Source organism: Flavobacterium sp. JP2137 (assembly GCF_050562195.1).
Taxonomy (GTDB): Bacteria; Bacteroidota; Bacteroidia; order Flavobacteriales; family Flavobacteriaceae; genus Flavobacterium.
Map to the genome: position 1 here is coordinate 943,592 of NZ_CP191647.1, position 15,813 is coordinate 959,404.

At 44.3% G+C, this 15,813-nt stretch carries 13 protein-coding genes; 7 read left to right on the top strand and 6 right to left on the bottom strand.

Features of this window, described 5'->3' with window-relative positions:
• Window positions 1-9: 9 nt before the first annotated feature.
• From rnpA to ACQZ43_RS04145, 4 genes are read left to right on the top strand one after another with little or no spacing between them, the layout of a single operon-like run.
• Complete coding sequence (rnpA, locus tag ACQZ43_RS04130; RefSeq protein WP_430614670.1) at window positions 10-405, top strand: ribonuclease P protein component; 396 nt, start codon at window positions 10-12, stop codon at window positions 403-405.
• 10 nt (window positions 406-415) lie between these two features.
• A complete protein-coding gene (locus ACQZ43_RS04135; protein WP_430614672.1) occupies window positions 416-1,255 on the top strand; it encodes a DUF4349 domain-containing protein in 840 nt (279 codons plus the stop codon).
• 25 nt (window positions 1,256-1,280) lie between these two features.
• A complete protein-coding gene (locus ACQZ43_RS04140; protein ID WP_430614673.1) occupies window positions 1,281-3,260 on the top strand; it encodes a KUP/HAK/KT family potassium transporter in 1,980 nt (659 codons plus the stop codon).
• Between the two features lie 6 nt (window positions 3,261-3,266).
• On the top strand, window positions 3,267-4,088 hold the full coding sequence (locus tag ACQZ43_RS04145; protein ID WP_430614674.1) for an OmpA family protein: 822 nt from the start codon (window positions 3,267-3,269) through the stop codon (window positions 4,086-4,088).
• 74 nt (window positions 4,089-4,162) lie between these two features.
• On the opposite strand, the gene ACQZ43_RS04150 is transcribed toward ACQZ43_RS04145, so the two are convergent.
• From ACQZ43_RS04150 to ACQZ43_RS04165, 4 genes are read right to left on the bottom strand one after another with little or no spacing between them, the layout of a single operon-like run.
• Window positions 4,163-4,636 carry a GNAT family N-acetyltransferase gene (locus tag ACQZ43_RS04150; RefSeq protein ID WP_430614675.1) on the bottom strand — a complete coding sequence of 158 codons (474 nt, stop codon included), beginning with the start codon at window positions 4,634-4,636 and terminating at the stop codon, window positions 4,163-4,165.
• Window positions 4,629-5,609, bottom strand: coding sequence for a DUF4837 family protein (locus ACQZ43_RS04155; protein ID WP_430614676.1), 981 nt, complete (start codon window positions 5,607-5,609; stop codon window positions 4,629-4,631). The genes ACQZ43_RS04150 and ACQZ43_RS04155 overlap by 8 nt, the downstream gene beginning before the upstream one ends.
• A 15-nt stretch (window positions 5,610-5,624) precedes the next feature.
• Entirely contained in the window at window positions 5,625-7,103 is a 1,479-nt protein-coding gene (locus tag ACQZ43_RS04160; RefSeq protein ID WP_430614677.1) for a LysM peptidoglycan-binding domain-containing protein, read from the bottom strand.
• A gap of 55 nt (window positions 7,104-7,158) precedes the next feature.
• Window positions 7,159-8,349 (bottom strand): phosphoglycerate kinase, encoded by a 1,191-nt coding sequence (locus ACQZ43_RS04165; RefSeq protein ID WP_430614678.1) that lies wholly within the window; start codon window positions 8,347-8,349, stop codon window positions 7,159-7,161.
• Between the two features lie 311 nt (window positions 8,350-8,660).
• Here ACQZ43_RS04165 and ACQZ43_RS04170 point away from each other — a divergent pair, with 311 nt between their 5' ends.
• The 3 genes from ACQZ43_RS04170 (at window position 8,661) to ACQZ43_RS04180 (ending at window position 11,747) form a co-directional block, all read left to right on the top strand.
• Complete coding sequence (locus tag ACQZ43_RS04170; RefSeq protein ID WP_430614680.1) at window positions 8,661-9,812, top strand: FAD-dependent monooxygenase; 1,152 nt, start codon at window positions 8,661-8,663, stop codon at window positions 9,810-9,812.
• Between the two features lie 53 nt (window positions 9,813-9,865).
• Window positions 9,866-11,014, top strand: coding sequence for an ATP-binding protein (locus ACQZ43_RS04175; protein WP_430614681.1), 1,149 nt, complete (start codon window positions 9,866-9,868; stop codon window positions 11,012-11,014).
• Window positions 11,015-11,357: 343 nt separating this feature from the next.
• Entirely contained in the window at window positions 11,358-11,747 is a 390-nt protein-coding gene (locus ACQZ43_RS04180) for a DoxX family protein (protein WP_430614682.1), read from the top strand.
• 100 nt (window positions 11,748-11,847) lie between these two features.
• Here the strand turns inward: ACQZ43_RS04180 and ACQZ43_RS04185 are convergent, their stop codons facing one another.
• Together ACQZ43_RS04185 and ACQZ43_RS04190 are read right to left on the bottom strand one after the other, a co-directional pair.
• Window positions 11,848-14,118, bottom strand: coding sequence for a helix-turn-helix domain-containing protein (locus tag ACQZ43_RS04185; protein ID WP_430614683.1), 2,271 nt, complete (start codon window positions 14,116-14,118; stop codon window positions 11,848-11,850).
• 90 nt (window positions 14,119-14,208) lie between these two features.
• On the bottom strand, window positions 14,209-14,793 hold the full coding sequence (locus tag ACQZ43_RS04190; RefSeq protein ID WP_430614685.1) for an OmpH family outer membrane protein: 585 nt from the start codon (window positions 14,791-14,793) through the stop codon (window positions 14,209-14,211).
• Between the last annotated feature and the right edge of the window lie 1,020 nt (window positions 14,794-15,813).

A 15,813-nucleotide genomic window follows, 5' to 3' on the forward strand; every position in this document is an offset into this window, starting at 1 on the left:
TCCCAATCCATGAAATTGAATTACCCCAAAAAAGAAAAATTAAAAAGCCATATCACCATCGCTTCGCTGTTTACCGAAGGCAAGTCTGTCAGTAAATTTCCGCTGCGTTTGGTCTATGTGCCCATGGATGCCAGCGAACAGAGCCAACCCCTAAAAATGGGTGTATCGGTTTCTAAGCGCAATTTTAAACGAGCCGTTGATCGCAATTACTTCAAACGCGTCTTGCGAGAAACCTATCGCCTCAATCAAGAGCTGCTCTTGCAGCACCTGGATCGGCCTTATGCCATTATGTTTTTCTATCAAACCAAAGACCGTTTGTCTTTCAGCGAAATAAATGAGAAAACAATCCAATTATTTCATAAGTTTATACTGGCCATTACTAATGATTCTAAGGAATCGCTATAACTTGAGATTTATGCGTTATCACTCACTGATTTTATCGCTTTTTGTCCTGTTTGTCGGCTGCGGCCAAAACACCTCATCCAAGAGCGATGCCATGGGTGGGGCAAACGCGCTCGCATTGGACGTCGCAACGGATGCGGTGGTTGCGGAATCCGCAGGGGAAGAACGGGATGTGGAAACCAAAATCATCAAAACCGGCACGATCCGTTACGAGGTCAAAGACCTCGAAAAATCGTTTAGCAGCTTAAACAAGCAAATTCAAGCCAACGGCGGTTTTATCCAAAACGACCATTCGGGAAACCAATCCAACTACGCCTACCGCACGATCATCGTGCGCATTCCCAGCAAAAACTTTGATTTGCTGTTGGATTCCATCGGTAAAGAAGTGGCGTATTTCGACACAAAAACCATTACAGCCACCGATGTTACCGAAGAATTTATCGATGTGGAAGCGCGTTTAAAAAACAAGAAAACACTGGAAAATCGGTATTTAGAACTGTTGGGCAAAACCCAACAAATCGCCGAAATACTCGAGATCGAAAAATCCCTATCGACGATTCGAGAAGAGGTCGAATCGGTACAAGGCCGCTTAAACTACCTCAAAAACCAAGTGTCTTACAGCACCCTAACCATAGAAATTTACCACAGTTCCGCTTCGGGAACTGGCATCACCGAATCTTATCCCTTAAAAATGTGGCAGGCCGTAGTTTCGGGCTTTAACTCCCTATCGGGTTTTATACTCGGGTTACTCAGCCTTTGGCCTTACCTGATGATCACGGCAGCAATCCTTGTTTTGGTACGCAAAAAAGTATGGAAAAGGAGAAGCAAATCCCAAATAGACAAAGAACAATAAGCATTTATAATTTAAAAACAGCAACTTGAGCACACTATCCAAAACCTCGTCCAATTCCATCAATAAAGTTTCCGTAGGAACGCTTTTAGTAACCTTAGGAATTATTTTTGGTGATATTGGAACCTCGCCCCTATATGTGATGAAAGCCATCATGGGCAAAGATGTTATTCAAGAAGCTGTTGTTTTGGGGGCCATATCCTGCGTTTTCTGGACCCTGACCCTACAGACCACCTTCAAGTATGTCTTTCTGACTTTAAAGGCAGACAACAAGGGCGAGGGCGGAATATTTTCGCTCTACACCTTGGTCAAAAGACTGCATAAAAAATGGTTGATCGTACCGGCGATTATCGGAGGTAGCGCCCTGTTGGCCGACGGGATCATCACCCCGCCGATTTCCATCTCTTCCGCCTTGGAGGGTATCAAGATTTACCAACCGGAATTGCAGACCATTCCCCTGGTGCTAAGCATCTTGTTTGGGCTGTTTTTTATACAGCAATTCGGAACTAAATTCATCGGTAAATTCTTTGGTCCGCTGATGCTGATCTGGTTTGTCATGCTCGGCATATTGGGCGTGAGCCAGATGATGGGCAACTTTTCCGTGCTCAAAGCCCTAAACCCCTATTACGCGATCCACTTGCTGTCGATCCATTCCGACGGCTATTACGTTTTGGGTTTTGTGTTTTTGTGTACCACCGGAGCCGAAGCCCTATACAGCGACTTGGGTCACTGCGGCATCAAAAACATCCGCATCAGCTGGGCCTTTGTCAAGGTGATGTTGGTCTTAAATTATTTTGGTCAAGGTGCCTATTTGATCGCACATTCCGGCAAAACCTTGAGCTTCTTATCTGCAAACCCAGACAATCCGGGAAATCCGTTTTACCTGATTATGCCGGAATGGTTTTTACCCATAGGTATTACCATAGCAACCATAGCGGCAGTCATCGCTTCACAAGCCCTGATCAGCGGTTCCTTTACCCTGATCAACGAGGCAATGCGCCTGAACTTCTGGCCAAAAGTACGCGTTAAATTTCCCACCGATATCAAGGGACAGCTCTATATTCCTTCGATCAACTGGCTGTTGTTTTTTGGCTGTTGCTTTGTAGTACTGCACTTTAAGGAATCGGGCAATATGGAAGCGGCCTACGGTTTAGCCATCGTGATGTGTATGATCATGACCACGATATTGTTGGGCTATTACATGGTGCTCAAACGCTATAATCCCATTTTTATCGTACTGATTCTATTGGTGTATTTGAGCATAGAGGTTTCCTTCTTTATCGCCAACATACAAAAATTTTCACACGGGGGTTATGTCTCGATCGCCATAGCGGGTATACTCGCCCTGACGATGACCATCTGCTTCCTGGGCAAGCGCATTCGAAAAAACTATACCGAATTCACGAATATCGACAAGTACAAAACCGTCTTGTCCGAAATTAGTACCGATCCGACTATTCCCAAATACGCGACCAACCTGATCTATTTGACCAACGCGCAAAACCCCGATGAAGTCGAAGAAAAAATCATGTATTCCATTTTGCAGAAAAGGCCGAAACGCGCCGATAACTATTGGCTGCTACACGTCAATGTAACCGATGAACCGTATCAGATGGAATACCGCGTAAGAGAACTCTTACATGACAACCTGATTCGCGTCGATTTTTACCTGGGCTTCCGCATTGCACCCAAGATCAATCTCATGTTTAGAAAGGTGGTTAAAGACCTGATGGAATCGGGCGAAATCGATCTTTCAAGCCGCTATGCCTCCTTGAATAGAAACAACATCCTCGGCGATTTCAAATACGTATTAATTGAAAAATTGGTATCTTATGACAATGATTTGCCCGTAAGTGAAAGAATTATCTTAGATTTATACGATTTAATTAAGAAAATCAGTTTATCTGAGGAAAAAGCATTTGGTTTGGATAGCAGTTCTGTAAAAATTGAATACTACCCGATGATTATTCGTCCAACCCCAGATATCCCACTGATTCGAAGAAAATAATTTTGAATGAGATACGGCGGTTATATAGTTTTGTTGATAGCGTGTTTACTGAGTTTTGCTGCGCGAGCCCAAGAAGAGAACATCCACTCGATTTACTTCGATTTTGACAAGGATGTAATCAAACACCAAGAACGGGAATTGCTCTTGTCCTTTATCAAAGATTTCGATACCTTGGCGATCGAGACGATCGAAATCTTTGGCTATTGCGACGACCGCGGCAAGGACGATTACAACTTTCTGCTCTCGGAACGCCGGGCGTATGCGATCAAGGATTATATCGTTTCACAAGGCATACGCAACAAGGTGGTGGTCACCATCGAAGGCAAGGGCCGAGTGCTGATCAATCACGATTACGCCAAAGACGTGTCTCAACTGCGTCAAAAAAACAGAAGGGTCGACTTAATTCTCAATTACAAGGTGGTTCCCTTTGTACAACAACCGGGCATCTATACCGAATTTCCCGACAAGATTGTGGATGGCGATCGCATTATACTGCAAAACATTTACTTTGATCAGGGACACAGCAAACTGACGGCGTCTGCCAAAAGGGAATTGCGCAACATTGCCAAGAGCATGAAAAAGAAGCCCAACTTCAACTTTGAGATCCACGGTCACATCTGTTGTACGCCCAAAAGGCATAAGGAAACTTTTGATCGCGATACCAACAAGAGGGAGCTGTCGTCCAACCGCGCCAAAAACGTATACCTGTTTCTAATACAACTCAAGGTGCCCAAAAAGCGCCTAAAACACTTTGGATGCGGCAATCAATATCCCTTAAACCTCACACCGGACTTGGATCGTAGGGTAGAAATACTCGTGACCCAATAAGCGCCAACACCGCCTTTTTAAACCCGTGAAATCCGCAGCGAAGCATTGCTGTCATCGATCCTTGGGGTTTAGCGTCATGCCGTGGTTTCGTCGGCGGTACGCCTCATCTGTATATGCGGAATACCATCTTCCAAATAGCGGTCTGAGGTCTTGACAAAACCGTGTTTTTCATAAAATTTTTGCAGGTATTCCTGAGCGGAAATTTCGGTAGTCGTCACTTGGTACTCCCCTTCTAGGTGTTCCAAGCCCTGCTTGATCAATTGATGTCCCAATCCAAAACTGCGGTGTCTGGGACTCACGATAACCCGTCCGATGGCAGCCGCTTGTTCAAAGTAGGCACCACGATCAAAAATTCGCGCATAAGCCGCCAAATCGCTTCCGCTCCAAATCATCAGGTGATCCGCATCGAAGTCTTTGCCGTCGATGTCCATATAGACGCAGTTTTGCTCGACTACAAAGACTTCACTCCGCAATTGCAATACTTTGTATATCTCTACGGGAGAAAGGGCGTTAAAGGGCTTGATTTGTATTTCAAAGGATTCATTCATGGAACTTGATGCTTTTAATGATGGCTTCTAATTCAAACAGCAAATCGCGTTTGGAATTGGATGGGTGGTAAGAAAATCCTTCCACAAAGAGGTAACGGTCGTAGTATTCGTCTTTAAACACATAACAGAGATAGGGACCGTTCATAAAATTATTGTGCATATCCCAAGTGCCGCGCAGTTCTTTGACGTTCATCTGATCGAGCACCACCTTTTTGATAAAGGGCGAATAGCCGTCGTCGGTTTTCATAAAAGACTCGGGCGTGGTACCGTGTACATAGCGCTTGCCCACGGAATCCTTAACCTGGATAATGTTGCGCAAGATATCCTTGTCGTTCTCGATGCGCTCGATGGGTACTTCGTAAAACAGCAGATTGCTATTGCCCGAAGCCACTTCCTTTTTGAGCCAAATAAACTCTTCCTGTTCCAAGACGTATTTATAGTCGGCCGGAATCATCATTTTAACGCCAAACAGGTCGGTGATACGTTGTATATCGAGTTTTTTTCCTCGCACAATCGCATGCTGCATCTCGTTCAATTCCAATTTTTTGATCGTCGTAGTCACCGAATCGACATGGGCACTAAACTGATCGATCATCTCGTTGACCGAGGGGGCATTGACCGTAAAGATATTTTGAGGTGTGGCATATTTGCTTCGCTCCAAGGAAAACAAGCAGTCTGACCTCTCGGAAAAGAGGATGATGTTGCGCGCCTGTCTGTTTTTGTCGACAAAGATTCGCGGCGACAACTGTACGATACTGAATTGGGGTTCTTCTTGGGGCAGCCCGTCTATAGGGGCAGCCAAGTATTTGCGAATGCTATCGCCGGCACTTCCGATCCACAGGGAATCGTTGATAACCAAAGTCAAGTGATTGTATTTCCCCACGGAATCCGGCAATCTACCGGGGTGTTTACTGCCGTTTTCCTTACAGCCTAAAGCGAGTAAGGCCATGCAAACCATTAGAGTTTTTTTCACTTGACTTGGGTTGTTTTATCCGTCAATACGCAATTTCATACCGGGATGAATGTTTTGACCTTCTTTTAAGTTGTTGATTTTCTTCAATTGATTGATCGATATACCCGGATGCTTTTTCGAAATCGAATAGAGCGAATCGCCGTTTTTTACCGTGTATACCTTTTGTGATTTCGAGCTCGACGTATTGGCGATATTGGCCACTAAGGCACCTACTTTTAATTTTTTCCCCGGGTGAATCGCATTGGAATTCAATTGGTTCCACTTTTTGATTTGGGCTACGGTAATGCCGTATTTATTGGCCACTACGCCCAAGCTTTCGCCATTCCTCACCGTGTGATAGGTCGGTTTGATGTCGCTGGATACGATAGCGGTTTGGGTTTCTAAGGCGAAAATCGGCTTTTCTACCTTGCTGTCTTCGTAGTCGATATACGCATATATCTTGTCTTCATTGGAGGCAAACAGGCCAATTTTGCTGATGGGCAACCTCAGGAAGTGGTTTTTCCCCGATACATACGGCACTTCTTTGAGTTTGTAGGTCGGGTTTAAGAATTCGATTTCGTCTGTAGGCAAATCCAACAGCGACGAAATTTGTTCAAAGCTCATGCGTTTTTTCACGGCGATGGTATCGGTTTGATTCAATACCACTGGCGAATCGTTGGGTGTAATCCCGTGTTCTTTACCGTATTCAAACATATACATGGTGGCGTAAAAAGCCGGTAGGTAACCCTGGGTTTCCTTGGGTAGATTTTTTCTGATATTCCAGTAGTTGGTATATCCGCCAGAACGGCGAATCGCCTTGGATACGTTGCCGGGACCGGCGTTGTACGAGGCCAAAACCAAATCCCAATCGCCGAATATCGCATACAAATCCGACAGGTATTTGGCCGCGGCTTCAGACGATTTCAAAGGGTCGGAACGCTCGTCTACAAAGGAGTTGACTTCCAAACCGTATTGTTTTCCCGTCGGGTACATAAATTGCCAAAGTCCCGTAGCGCCCATTCGGGAACGCGCCACCGGATTTAAAGCCGATTCTACTATAGCCAAATACTTGACTTCCAAGGGCACGTCATATTTGGACAGGTGCTCTTCAAACATCGGAAAGTAATAGGCGGCCAAACCCATTAAACGGGCATAGGATTTTTTTCTGTTTTTTAAGAACGACTTGATCACGCGCTCTAGGGATTCGTTGTACTCGATTTTAAAAGGAGATTTTTGATCGAGTAACAATAGGCGTTGCTTTAAGAGCTCGGTGGGAAGTTCGTCAAAACTCACTTCTTCATCTCTGTAAACGTTGCTGATATCGGCTTCCATTTCTTCAAACAAATCGAGGCTGACCAATTCTTTGGTCATGCGCTCTTCAATACAGCTACTCATGGAATGGTTGACAAAAGTGCTTTTGATGGAATCTAAATACGACGGGTTGCTTTCGGATGTTTGAGCCAGGGCTCCCACGGAAAACATTCCCAATAAAAGGGTTGATAATTTGAAATTCATGCTTAACGGTTTGTAATAGCGCTGCGATATCGTTACAGCGCTATTCATGGATATTTTAGTTGTTTTCGATAGCGGCTATACCCGGCAATGTTTTTCCTTCTAACATTTCCAACATAGCGCCACCACCTGTAGAGACATAACTCATCTTTGATTCTAGACCAAACTGCTTTACTGCGGCTACGGAATCGCCTCCCCCTACTAGGGAGAAGGTGCCCGATTGGGTAGCTTCTGCAATATCATTTCCAAGGGAAATGGTTCCATGTGAAAATTTTTCGAGTTCAAAAACCCCTAATGGGCCATTCCACAAAATAATTTTCGATTCTTTAATTACGGGTTTGAGCAAGGCTAATGTTTGGGGTCCCACGTCCAAACCTTGCCAACCATCGGGAATTTCATCGACCTTGACAATCTTTGTCTGGGCGTCGTTGGAAAAAGCGTCTGCGGCTATCACATCTACAGGCAAGTGAATTTGCACGTTTTTCTCCTTGGCCTTTCGCATGATTTCCAAAGCCAATTCCATCTTGTCGTCTTCGCAGATGGAACTGCCTATTTGACCGCCGAGTGCCTTGATAAACGTAAAGGTCATACCACCGCCAATAATCATGTGATCGATCTTGTCCAAGATGTTTTCGATTATCGTGATCTTCGAAGAAACCTTGGAGCCTCCCAATACTGCGGTTACCGGTTTGTCTGTACTGTTTAACACCTTGTGGATACTCTCGATTTCCTTGGCTAACAAATACCCAAAGGCTTTGTTTTCGGGAAAAAATTCAGCGATAATCGCCGTAGAAGCATGCGCTCTATGCGCGGTTCCAAAGGCGTCGTTGATGTAAATATCTCCCCATTGTGCCAGTTTTGATGCAAAATCCGCACTTCCCTGCTCTTCTTCTGGATGAAAACGCAGGTTTTCCAATAATAGTATTGATCCCGATGGGCTATTTTTAACGGCTGCTTCTACCGCACTGCCCACACTGTCTTCGACAAAAATAACCGGCCTTCCCAAAACTTCTTCGGTTTTTGCCACGATATGTCTTAAAGAAAATTGATCTTGTACGCCTTTGGGCCTGCCCAAATGCGACATCAAAATCGCCGTACCACCCGCTTGAACAACCTTTAGTATTGTCGGCTTGGCCGCTTCAATTCTATTGGCATCGGTCACGTTAAAATTCGCATCCAAAGGCACGTTAAAATCAACTCTAATCAATACTTTTTTATCTTTAAAATCAAAATCGTTAATGGTTTTCATTGTATAATTTAAGGGGGTTGAGTTATAGAAATTTCACAAATATAAACTTTTTTAGTTTTCAAAAGACTGATTTATACCCCTAGAAAAGGAGTATAACGCAATTTTAAGATTTGCAACGCGCTGTATTTCCCGCCTTTTATTGCGTTCGCCGCTTATTTATAAGGGCTCTTTTTAAAAGAAAGCCTCACCTGGCTGGTACACTTTAACAAAAAATAAGCGTTGATCGCACCAAAATCTGGCGCTCCTTTCCCCACCAAAACCATAGCGGACTTTGCGCATTTAGCAATATCTTTGTCCCTTACCACATGGCCATGTCAAAACACTTTATCATTATCGGAGGAGGAATTGCCGGACTTACCGCGGCGATCAGTTTAAAAAAAATGGGATTTACCGCAACGGTCTACGAATCGAAACCGACGATTTTGGGATTGGGCGCCGGATTGGGCTTGGCCTCCAATGCCATAAAAGCCTTGGAATACTTGGATTTGGCCGAGGGACTGATTCCCTTGGGCACGATGCTGCGCAGTCTTACGATTAAGGATGCTACGGGTCGACCGATTTTTGAGGCCAACACCGCCTTGGTCAAAAAGGGTACCGCCGACAATTTTAGCATACATCGCAAATCGCTTAGTCAGTATCTGTATCAGCAACTCGATCCGCAGGATATACAGGTCGATAAAAAAGTGGTGGACTTGCAACAAAATCAAGAGCAGGTTACGGTTGCCTTTTCCGATGGCACTCAGGCCACAGCCGATTATGTCTTGGGCTGCGACGGCGTGGGATCGGCCGTGCGCCAATTACTACTGCCGCAGTCGACCCCCCTTTATGCCGGATACAGCTGTTGGCGCGCCGTAATCCCCAATCCGAATATCACCGTACAAGACGGTACGGAGATTTGGGATCCCGCAGGCCGATTTGGCTTTGTGCCTTTAGAGGGCAACCTCATTTATTGGTATGCCTGCATCAATACCACGGCGGCAAACTACAAAACCGTTAAGGCTTACGGCATTGCAGAACTGCAAGCCACTTTCAAAGACTTCTACCCGGAAATTACCCATATCATCGCCCATACTTCGGCAGACAAGCTGATACAAAGCGACATATTAGACATCAAACCCTTGAGGCAATTCGCTTTTAATCGGGTGCTGCTCTTGGGCGATGCCGCCCATGCCACCACCCCCAATATGGGTCAGGGCGCTTGCATGGCCATTGAAGATATCGCGGTTTTGACCCGCGAACTCCAAGGGGAAAAGGAGGTGACCCTCGCCTTTAAAAATTTTGAAAAGCGACGCATTCCCCGCACCACTAGCGTGATTGTAAAATCCAGACGAATCGGTAGAATCGCCCAATGGGAATCGCCCCTACTGTGCCGAATTAGAAATGCCTTTTTTAGGAGTTTACCCCAATCCTTCGCCAAAAAGCAAATGGAAAAACTGCTAAATACCAATATCTTTACCGCCTAAAAGAAGCGGAAATAACGCTTTTCTTAATCGGCTTTTTCAATTATATTTGTGCTATGCAGTTTTCAGAAATAATCGGTCAACAACACCTCAAGAATCATTTGATTCAAAGTGCGTCTTCGGGTCGTATCCCCCACGCCCAATTGTTTATTGGTCCTGAAGGTTCGGGCACCCTAGCGCTAGCAATTGCCTATGCGCAGTATTTGCTGTGCAAGAATACCGACGGCGAAAACAGCGGCGGTTCGGATGCCTGTAATTTGAAGTTCAAATCCTTGGGACATCCCGATTTGCACTTTGTCTTTCCCGTGGCCACCACCGATGCCGTCAAGAAAAATGCGACCAGCGACAGCTTTATCGAGGCTTGGAGAAACTTTGTAACGACCAATCCCTACGGTACGCTCTTCGATTGGTACAACCACATCGACATTCAAAACAAGCAGGGTCAGATCGGCGTGGATGAAGCCCAGGAAGTTTTAAAAAAACTGGCGCTAAAATCCTTTGAAGGCGGTTATAAGGTGATGATTATCTGGATGGCCGATAAACTCAACGTCGAAGCATCGAACAAATTGCTCAAGCTCTTGGAAGAACCGCCGGCCAAAACGGTGTTTATATTGATCGCCGAAAATGAAAAATCCCTGATACAAACGATTTTATCGCGCTGCCAACTGATTAAATTCCCGGCCTTGACCGCGGTGGAAATCGAAGGGGCTTTGATCGAACAACAACAGTGTAGCCCTTCTGCAGCGGGTTTGATTGCCCGACAGGCACAGGGCAATTACAACAAGGCCTTGCACCTCCTTAAAAACACCAACGACGGCCTGCCTTTTGAGCAGTGGTTTGTGCAATGGGTACGCGCCGCTTTTCGCGCCAAGGGAAATGCCGCTGTCATTCAAGACCTGATCTTGTGGAGTGAGGAATTGGCCGCTTTGGGCAGGGAATCTCAAAAGCAGTTTTTGGAGTTTTGCATCGAGCTGTTTAGACAGGCCTTATTGATCAATTACAAGGCACCCGAATTGGTGTATTACCAAACGACTGTCGAAAAATTTAAGCTGGAAAACTTCGCGCCTTTTGTCAATAACTCAAACATCACCGAAATATTCAACGAGCTGTCCGACGCGATTTATCACATTGAACGCAACGGAAACCCCAAGATGATCTTTACAGACCTATCGATTAAACTCACGCGATTGATCCACCAAAAGTAAGCGCTGTTTCCTATCGAATGCAAACCCGACGCCGAATCGCCTTGCGATTGCTGCATTTTTGTTGCGGTTCTTGCACTACTTTTGAGTTTTATTTTTGCCCATACACGCGAATTCGAAGCGCTTTGTACTCCAATAGCGCCGTTGCGAGGCTGCGCTTTTGGCTTCCTAAGGCTTTCATTGCTTGATAAATAGCTTTTTAAGAGCGTTCTTGGAATAAAATTTTCACTACACTTGAATTTTTTGTTTAAAAAGCGTAATTTTAATAATATATTTAGGGAATAAAAGCACCGTTCTATAGGAATCGTTCCAACGGGAGATTTACCAATTTTTTTTGATTCGATTTATGGATAGTACGATGATTTTTGGCATGCTGATTATGGGCTATTTTGTAGTGGTTTTTGTGCAATCCGGTCTGGATAAAATTTTGGATTGGAAGGGCAATCTATTGTGGTTAACCCCCCATTTTAAGGATACGATTTTTGAAAAACAGGTGCCCACCGCCTTGGGTATTATCACCTTTTTGGAGCTGTTTACCGGCTTGATCAGTTTGATTGGACTGTTGGACTTGATTGTCTTTTCCTCGATTATCTTCGCTTTTCTCGCCTCGGTATTGGCGAGTATTACCTTTTTGTTTTTGCTGTTTGGCCAGCGTTTGGCCAAGGATTACGAAGGGGCCAAAACCATTGTTATCTATATGATTCCCGCCTTGTTGGCCGTGTATTTTCTAAACTAAATTACCGCCGCCCTTGCAATAGGGGTGGTAGCGGCATCCTCTTGTTTGTTCAAAAACAAGAGATATAGCGGACGACCCGGGCCCTTGGGCATTGCCAAAATTAGGTCGTCGAAGCCTTAAACAAACGCAGCTCTTCCCACGTAAATTTATCGCCTACCTTTTCCTTGATCTCCGACAGGCTTAATTCGGCATTGGAGTCGACAATCGCTTTTAATTCCGCTATGCGCGCTGCTGGTAGTACTTCGGTAATCGCCACGCTCTTCTGTGCGATCAGCTTGGCGAGATGCCCGTATATGGTCTGTACCGTCAGCTTTCGGGTTTCGGCAATTTCCGCTATGCTCATCGCGGTTTTCCACAGTTCTAAAGTAATTTCCGTAGTGGGTTTTTTAGTGGATTTGGTCTTTTTTTCCGGTTTTTCGTAATAGCCTTCGTCCTCCTCGTCTTCGTCCAAATCCAAATTGCCGCTGCGCAAGATCTCCGCTATGGCCACCAAGTGATTGATGCGGTACTCGCCTATGGTTAACGACGATAGGTTTTCCTTGCTGATTTCCTTGTTTGCACTTAGGGCTTCTATGAGCAATTTGGCCTTCATCAACTGCAGTATTGCCTTGATATAGCTGTTTTCCAAATCGGACAGCTCCTCAAAAAAAGCCTTCATCATCTTCATCTTGCGCACCCGAGTAACCGTAAACAGGATTTCAAAGACAATGCGGTCTATCTTTGGAAAAAAATAGGAATAGGCCTTGTCAAAGCGCTCGCGAACAAAATCAAAATCATAGGGTTCGGCGTGGAACAATTGATGCAGTTGATTGACGAATTTCTCCGAGTGTATCAGCAGTGCGTCCATCTGTTGCGATTGCACGGTGGCCCATCCGTGAAACTGTTTCTTTTTGCTGCGGTCGCTTTCGGCCACATAGGTTTGCAGATGCTGCCGCCATTGGGTCGATAAATCGAACCACGAAAAACTCTGCACCAGGTATTTGTAGATAAAAAACCGCGTGGAGGTGTGCAATTCGCTTTCGAGCTTTTCCGCATTGGCCTTTTGATTGGCGTACTCCATGACATCGGCATCGTTTTGCAGGCCGTTCATCTGAATGGGATTGAGCAAAATAAGCCCTTCTAACGAGCGCAAACGCGACAAGGCTACGTAGGCCTGCCCAGGCAGGAAAACGCGCGACACGTCCAACACAGCGCGGTCAAACGTTAGTCCCTGACTCTTGTGTACGGTGATGGCCCAAGCGAGCTTAATCGGATATTGGGTATAGGTACCCAAGATCTGCTCTTGAATTTCCTTGGTGTTGTCGTCTACGGAGTATTTAATGTTTTGCCATTCGTACTTTTCCACTTCGATCGTTTTGTTTTCCTCGGGAAAGTGCACGTAGATTTCGTTGGGCGACAACGATTGGATCACGCCCATTTTACCGTTGAAGAAATTCTTTTCAAACGACAAATCGTTTTTGATAAAAATGATTTGAGCGCCGACCTTTAGGGTCATTTTCGCTTCTAAGGGAAATATTTTTTCCGGAAAATCACCGACCAATTCCGGGTAATAGGTATGGGCTTTGTTGGGCAGTTCTTGAAGCGCTTCGTTATTGATGGCATCTGCCTTGGCATTGTGCGTGGTGAGCGTAATGTATCCCTGTTGTTTTTTTTGATCGAAGTCCGGCTGAACAAATTCGTTGAGCAAGTCGACGTCTTTGCTGGTCACCTGATTGTTTCTCAAATTGTTTAACACGCGAATAAAGCGGTCGTCGCTTTGGCGGTAGATCTTGTCGAGTTCGATGTATAGGGGCGGATTTTTCTGAATTACGTGAGCGTGAAAAAAGAAGTTTCCGCGGTAATACTGTTTTAAGATTTCCCACTCCACTTGCTTTACCACCGGAGGCAATTGCAGCAAATCGCCTATAAACAACACCTGAACTCCGCCATAGGGCTGTTCGTTTTTTCGAATGCGACGCAGCATAAAATCCATGGCATCCATCACGTCTGCCCGTACCATACTGACTTCATCTATGATGAGCAACTCGAGATTTTGAAACAGGGCCTTGCGGGTGTTGTTCATCATCAAATGACGCCGCAGCGACACCTGATTTTCGAATTTTACCGTATCGGAAAATATGGGAACCGATTTGGAATCGGGTATAAAAGCGGCAAAGGGCAAATGAAAGAAAGAGTGTATGGTTACTCCACCGGCATTGAGCGCAGCTATACCCGTAGGGGCTACAACTACCGCATTTTTATGCGTGGTTTCTATAATCTGTTTGAGCAAGGTAGTCTTGCCCGTACCTGCCTTACCCGTTAAAAAAATAGAGCGGTTGGTCTGATTGATAAATTGTAATGCATATTTCGCTTCTGCCGATATCCTTTTCATTTCGCCTTGGTATTGAACCTACAAATTACCCTCTAAAAAAGGTACTAAAAAAATAAAACCTCCAGTATTTGGAGGTTTTAAATATATAAATTATTTTTTAGTAGTCGCGTCTTTTTCGTCTTTGGTTTCTGCTGTAGTAGCCGTACCCTTATATTTTGAATTTAAGTCCTTGATCACTTTATCGGTTAAATCAAATTCTTCTTTCGCATAGAGTATAGTCGAGGCATCTTCTGTACCGTAGATGTACGCATAGCCGTTTTTCTTTCCGTAGTCTTTGACATAGGTTTTGATCTTCTTAACCAACGAATCCATCTCCTTGCCGCTCTCCAATTGTAGGGCTTGTAGCATTCCTTGTTGCTTCGCGCTCAAATCCTGCTCTCTTCTTTGCAACTCTGCACCTTTTTGTTGTGCCCAGGCCATTCCCTTGGCTTGTGCTTCGCGTTGGAAGTTTTGAGCATCCGCTTGAAATCTAGAAATATCGCCCTCGAGCTCTTTTCCCATTTCGTCGGACTTGATTTTGTACTTGGCTTCGATATCTTTAGTCTCTTCGTATTCCTTCATCAATTTTTGTGTATCGATATAAGCCGTCTTTTGTTCACTAACAGCCGTAGTCCCTTTATCGGTACAAGAAAGTAATGTTGCAACCAGGCCCAATACTAAAATACTTTTTTTCATTTTTCTTTTAATTTTATTTACGCAGTAAATGTAATAAAAACTTTTTACCTAACTCTATTATTTTTTGACTACTGATTTCTCTACATAACAAATAACGATGGAGAAATGATTTCAAATAAGAAAATCCTATCAAAAACGGGTCGAAATAAAGCCTTTTAAGACACTTTTAAAAATTGTGAATATACTTTTATATCCGGCACTATAAACTCTTAACTGCGGGCTTTGCATTACTTTTTAAGCCCGAGCAAAGCATTTTTAACCGCCTGTTGGGCGTTTTTTAGTTCCAACTGCCCTAGCCCATCCAAAATCGGCCTGTTTTGGCATTTTCGATTTTTAATCCCTTTCGACGGCCTTTCGATCGCGCTTTAAAAAAGCCATCGCTGCAAAAGGGAAATTTTGTTCGAAACCGCTACCGCGTTTTTATAGTGGATAAAAATCCACAAGGACTTTCGTTACGGCCTTCGATTTTGTCCTCGCTTGAAAGTGGTCTTAAAATTTTTGTGTGTTCTTTGGTAGGAACTCCTCCGATATAAATTACTGCCCTTCCTATACCCATCGTCTATTCCCTTTTATTCCATGGAACTGAATCTCCTCGCGGCAGCCCAACCTCTTTAAAAAAAATGCCTACACCTTTTTGAACCCATTAGCTGTGTTTTTAAAATCAATCGATTCCCATCCGAGAAATATTTCTTTTAGCGCATCGCCCCGTCTTATTAACAACGCTTACAATTCAACAACGGTCCTTGAAATTTTTTTAAATACTAATCCGATTTACAGTACAACCCTATTATTATTCAACAACGGTCCTTGAAATTTTTTAGATGAAATACGTTGGCGAAACTATTTTAAAGAAATCGAAAGTACTAAAGACAGCAAGAAAAATCAACAACGGTCCTTGAAAATTTTTTAGTAAAACGAATGCTGCTTAAATTTTTTGAAGGCAAATCGAAGCGCAAAAGCCAGCAAGAAAAATTCAGCAGCAATCCTTGAAAATTTTTAGATGAAATACGTTGGCGGTTG

Coding starts and splice junctions, on each gene's coding strand:
- rnpA (WP_430614670.1), top strand. CDS start 10: ATGAAATTGAATTACCCCAAAAAAGAAAAATTAAAAAGCCATATCACC.
- ACQZ43_RS04135 (WP_430614672.1), top strand. CDS start 416: ATGCGTTATCACTCACTGATTTTATCGCTTTTTGTCCTGTTTGTCGGC.
- ACQZ43_RS04145 (WP_430614674.1), top strand. CDS start 3,267: ATGAGATACGGCGGTTATATAGTTTTGTTGATAGCGTGTTTACTGAGT.
- ACQZ43_RS04150 (WP_430614675.1), bottom strand. CDS start 4,636: ATGAATGAATCCTTTGAAATACAAATCAAGCCCTTTAACGCCCTTTCT.
- ACQZ43_RS04160 (WP_430614677.1), bottom strand. CDS start 7,103: ATGAATTTCAAATTATCAACCCTTTTATTGGGAATGTTTTCCGTGGGA.
- ACQZ43_RS04165 (WP_430614678.1), bottom strand. CDS start 8,349: ATGAAAACCATTAACGATTTTGATTTTAAAGATAAAAAAGTATTGATT.
- ACQZ43_RS04170 (WP_430614680.1), top strand. CDS start 8,661: ATGTCAAAACACTTTATCATTATCGGAGGAGGAATTGCCGGACTTACC.
- ACQZ43_RS04175 (WP_430614681.1), top strand. CDS start 9,866: ATGCAGTTTTCAGAAATAATCGGTCAACAACACCTCAAGAATCATTTG.
- ACQZ43_RS04180 (WP_430614682.1), top strand. CDS start 11,358: ATGGATAGTACGATGATTTTTGGCATGCTGATTATGGGCTATTTTGTA.
- ACQZ43_RS04185 (WP_430614683.1), bottom strand. CDS start 14,118: ATGAAAAGGATATCGGCAGAAGCGAAATATGCATTACAATTTATCAAT.
- ACQZ43_RS04190 (WP_430614685.1), bottom strand. CDS start 14,793: ATGAAAAAAAGTATTTTAGTATTGGGCCTGGTTGCAACATTACTTTCT.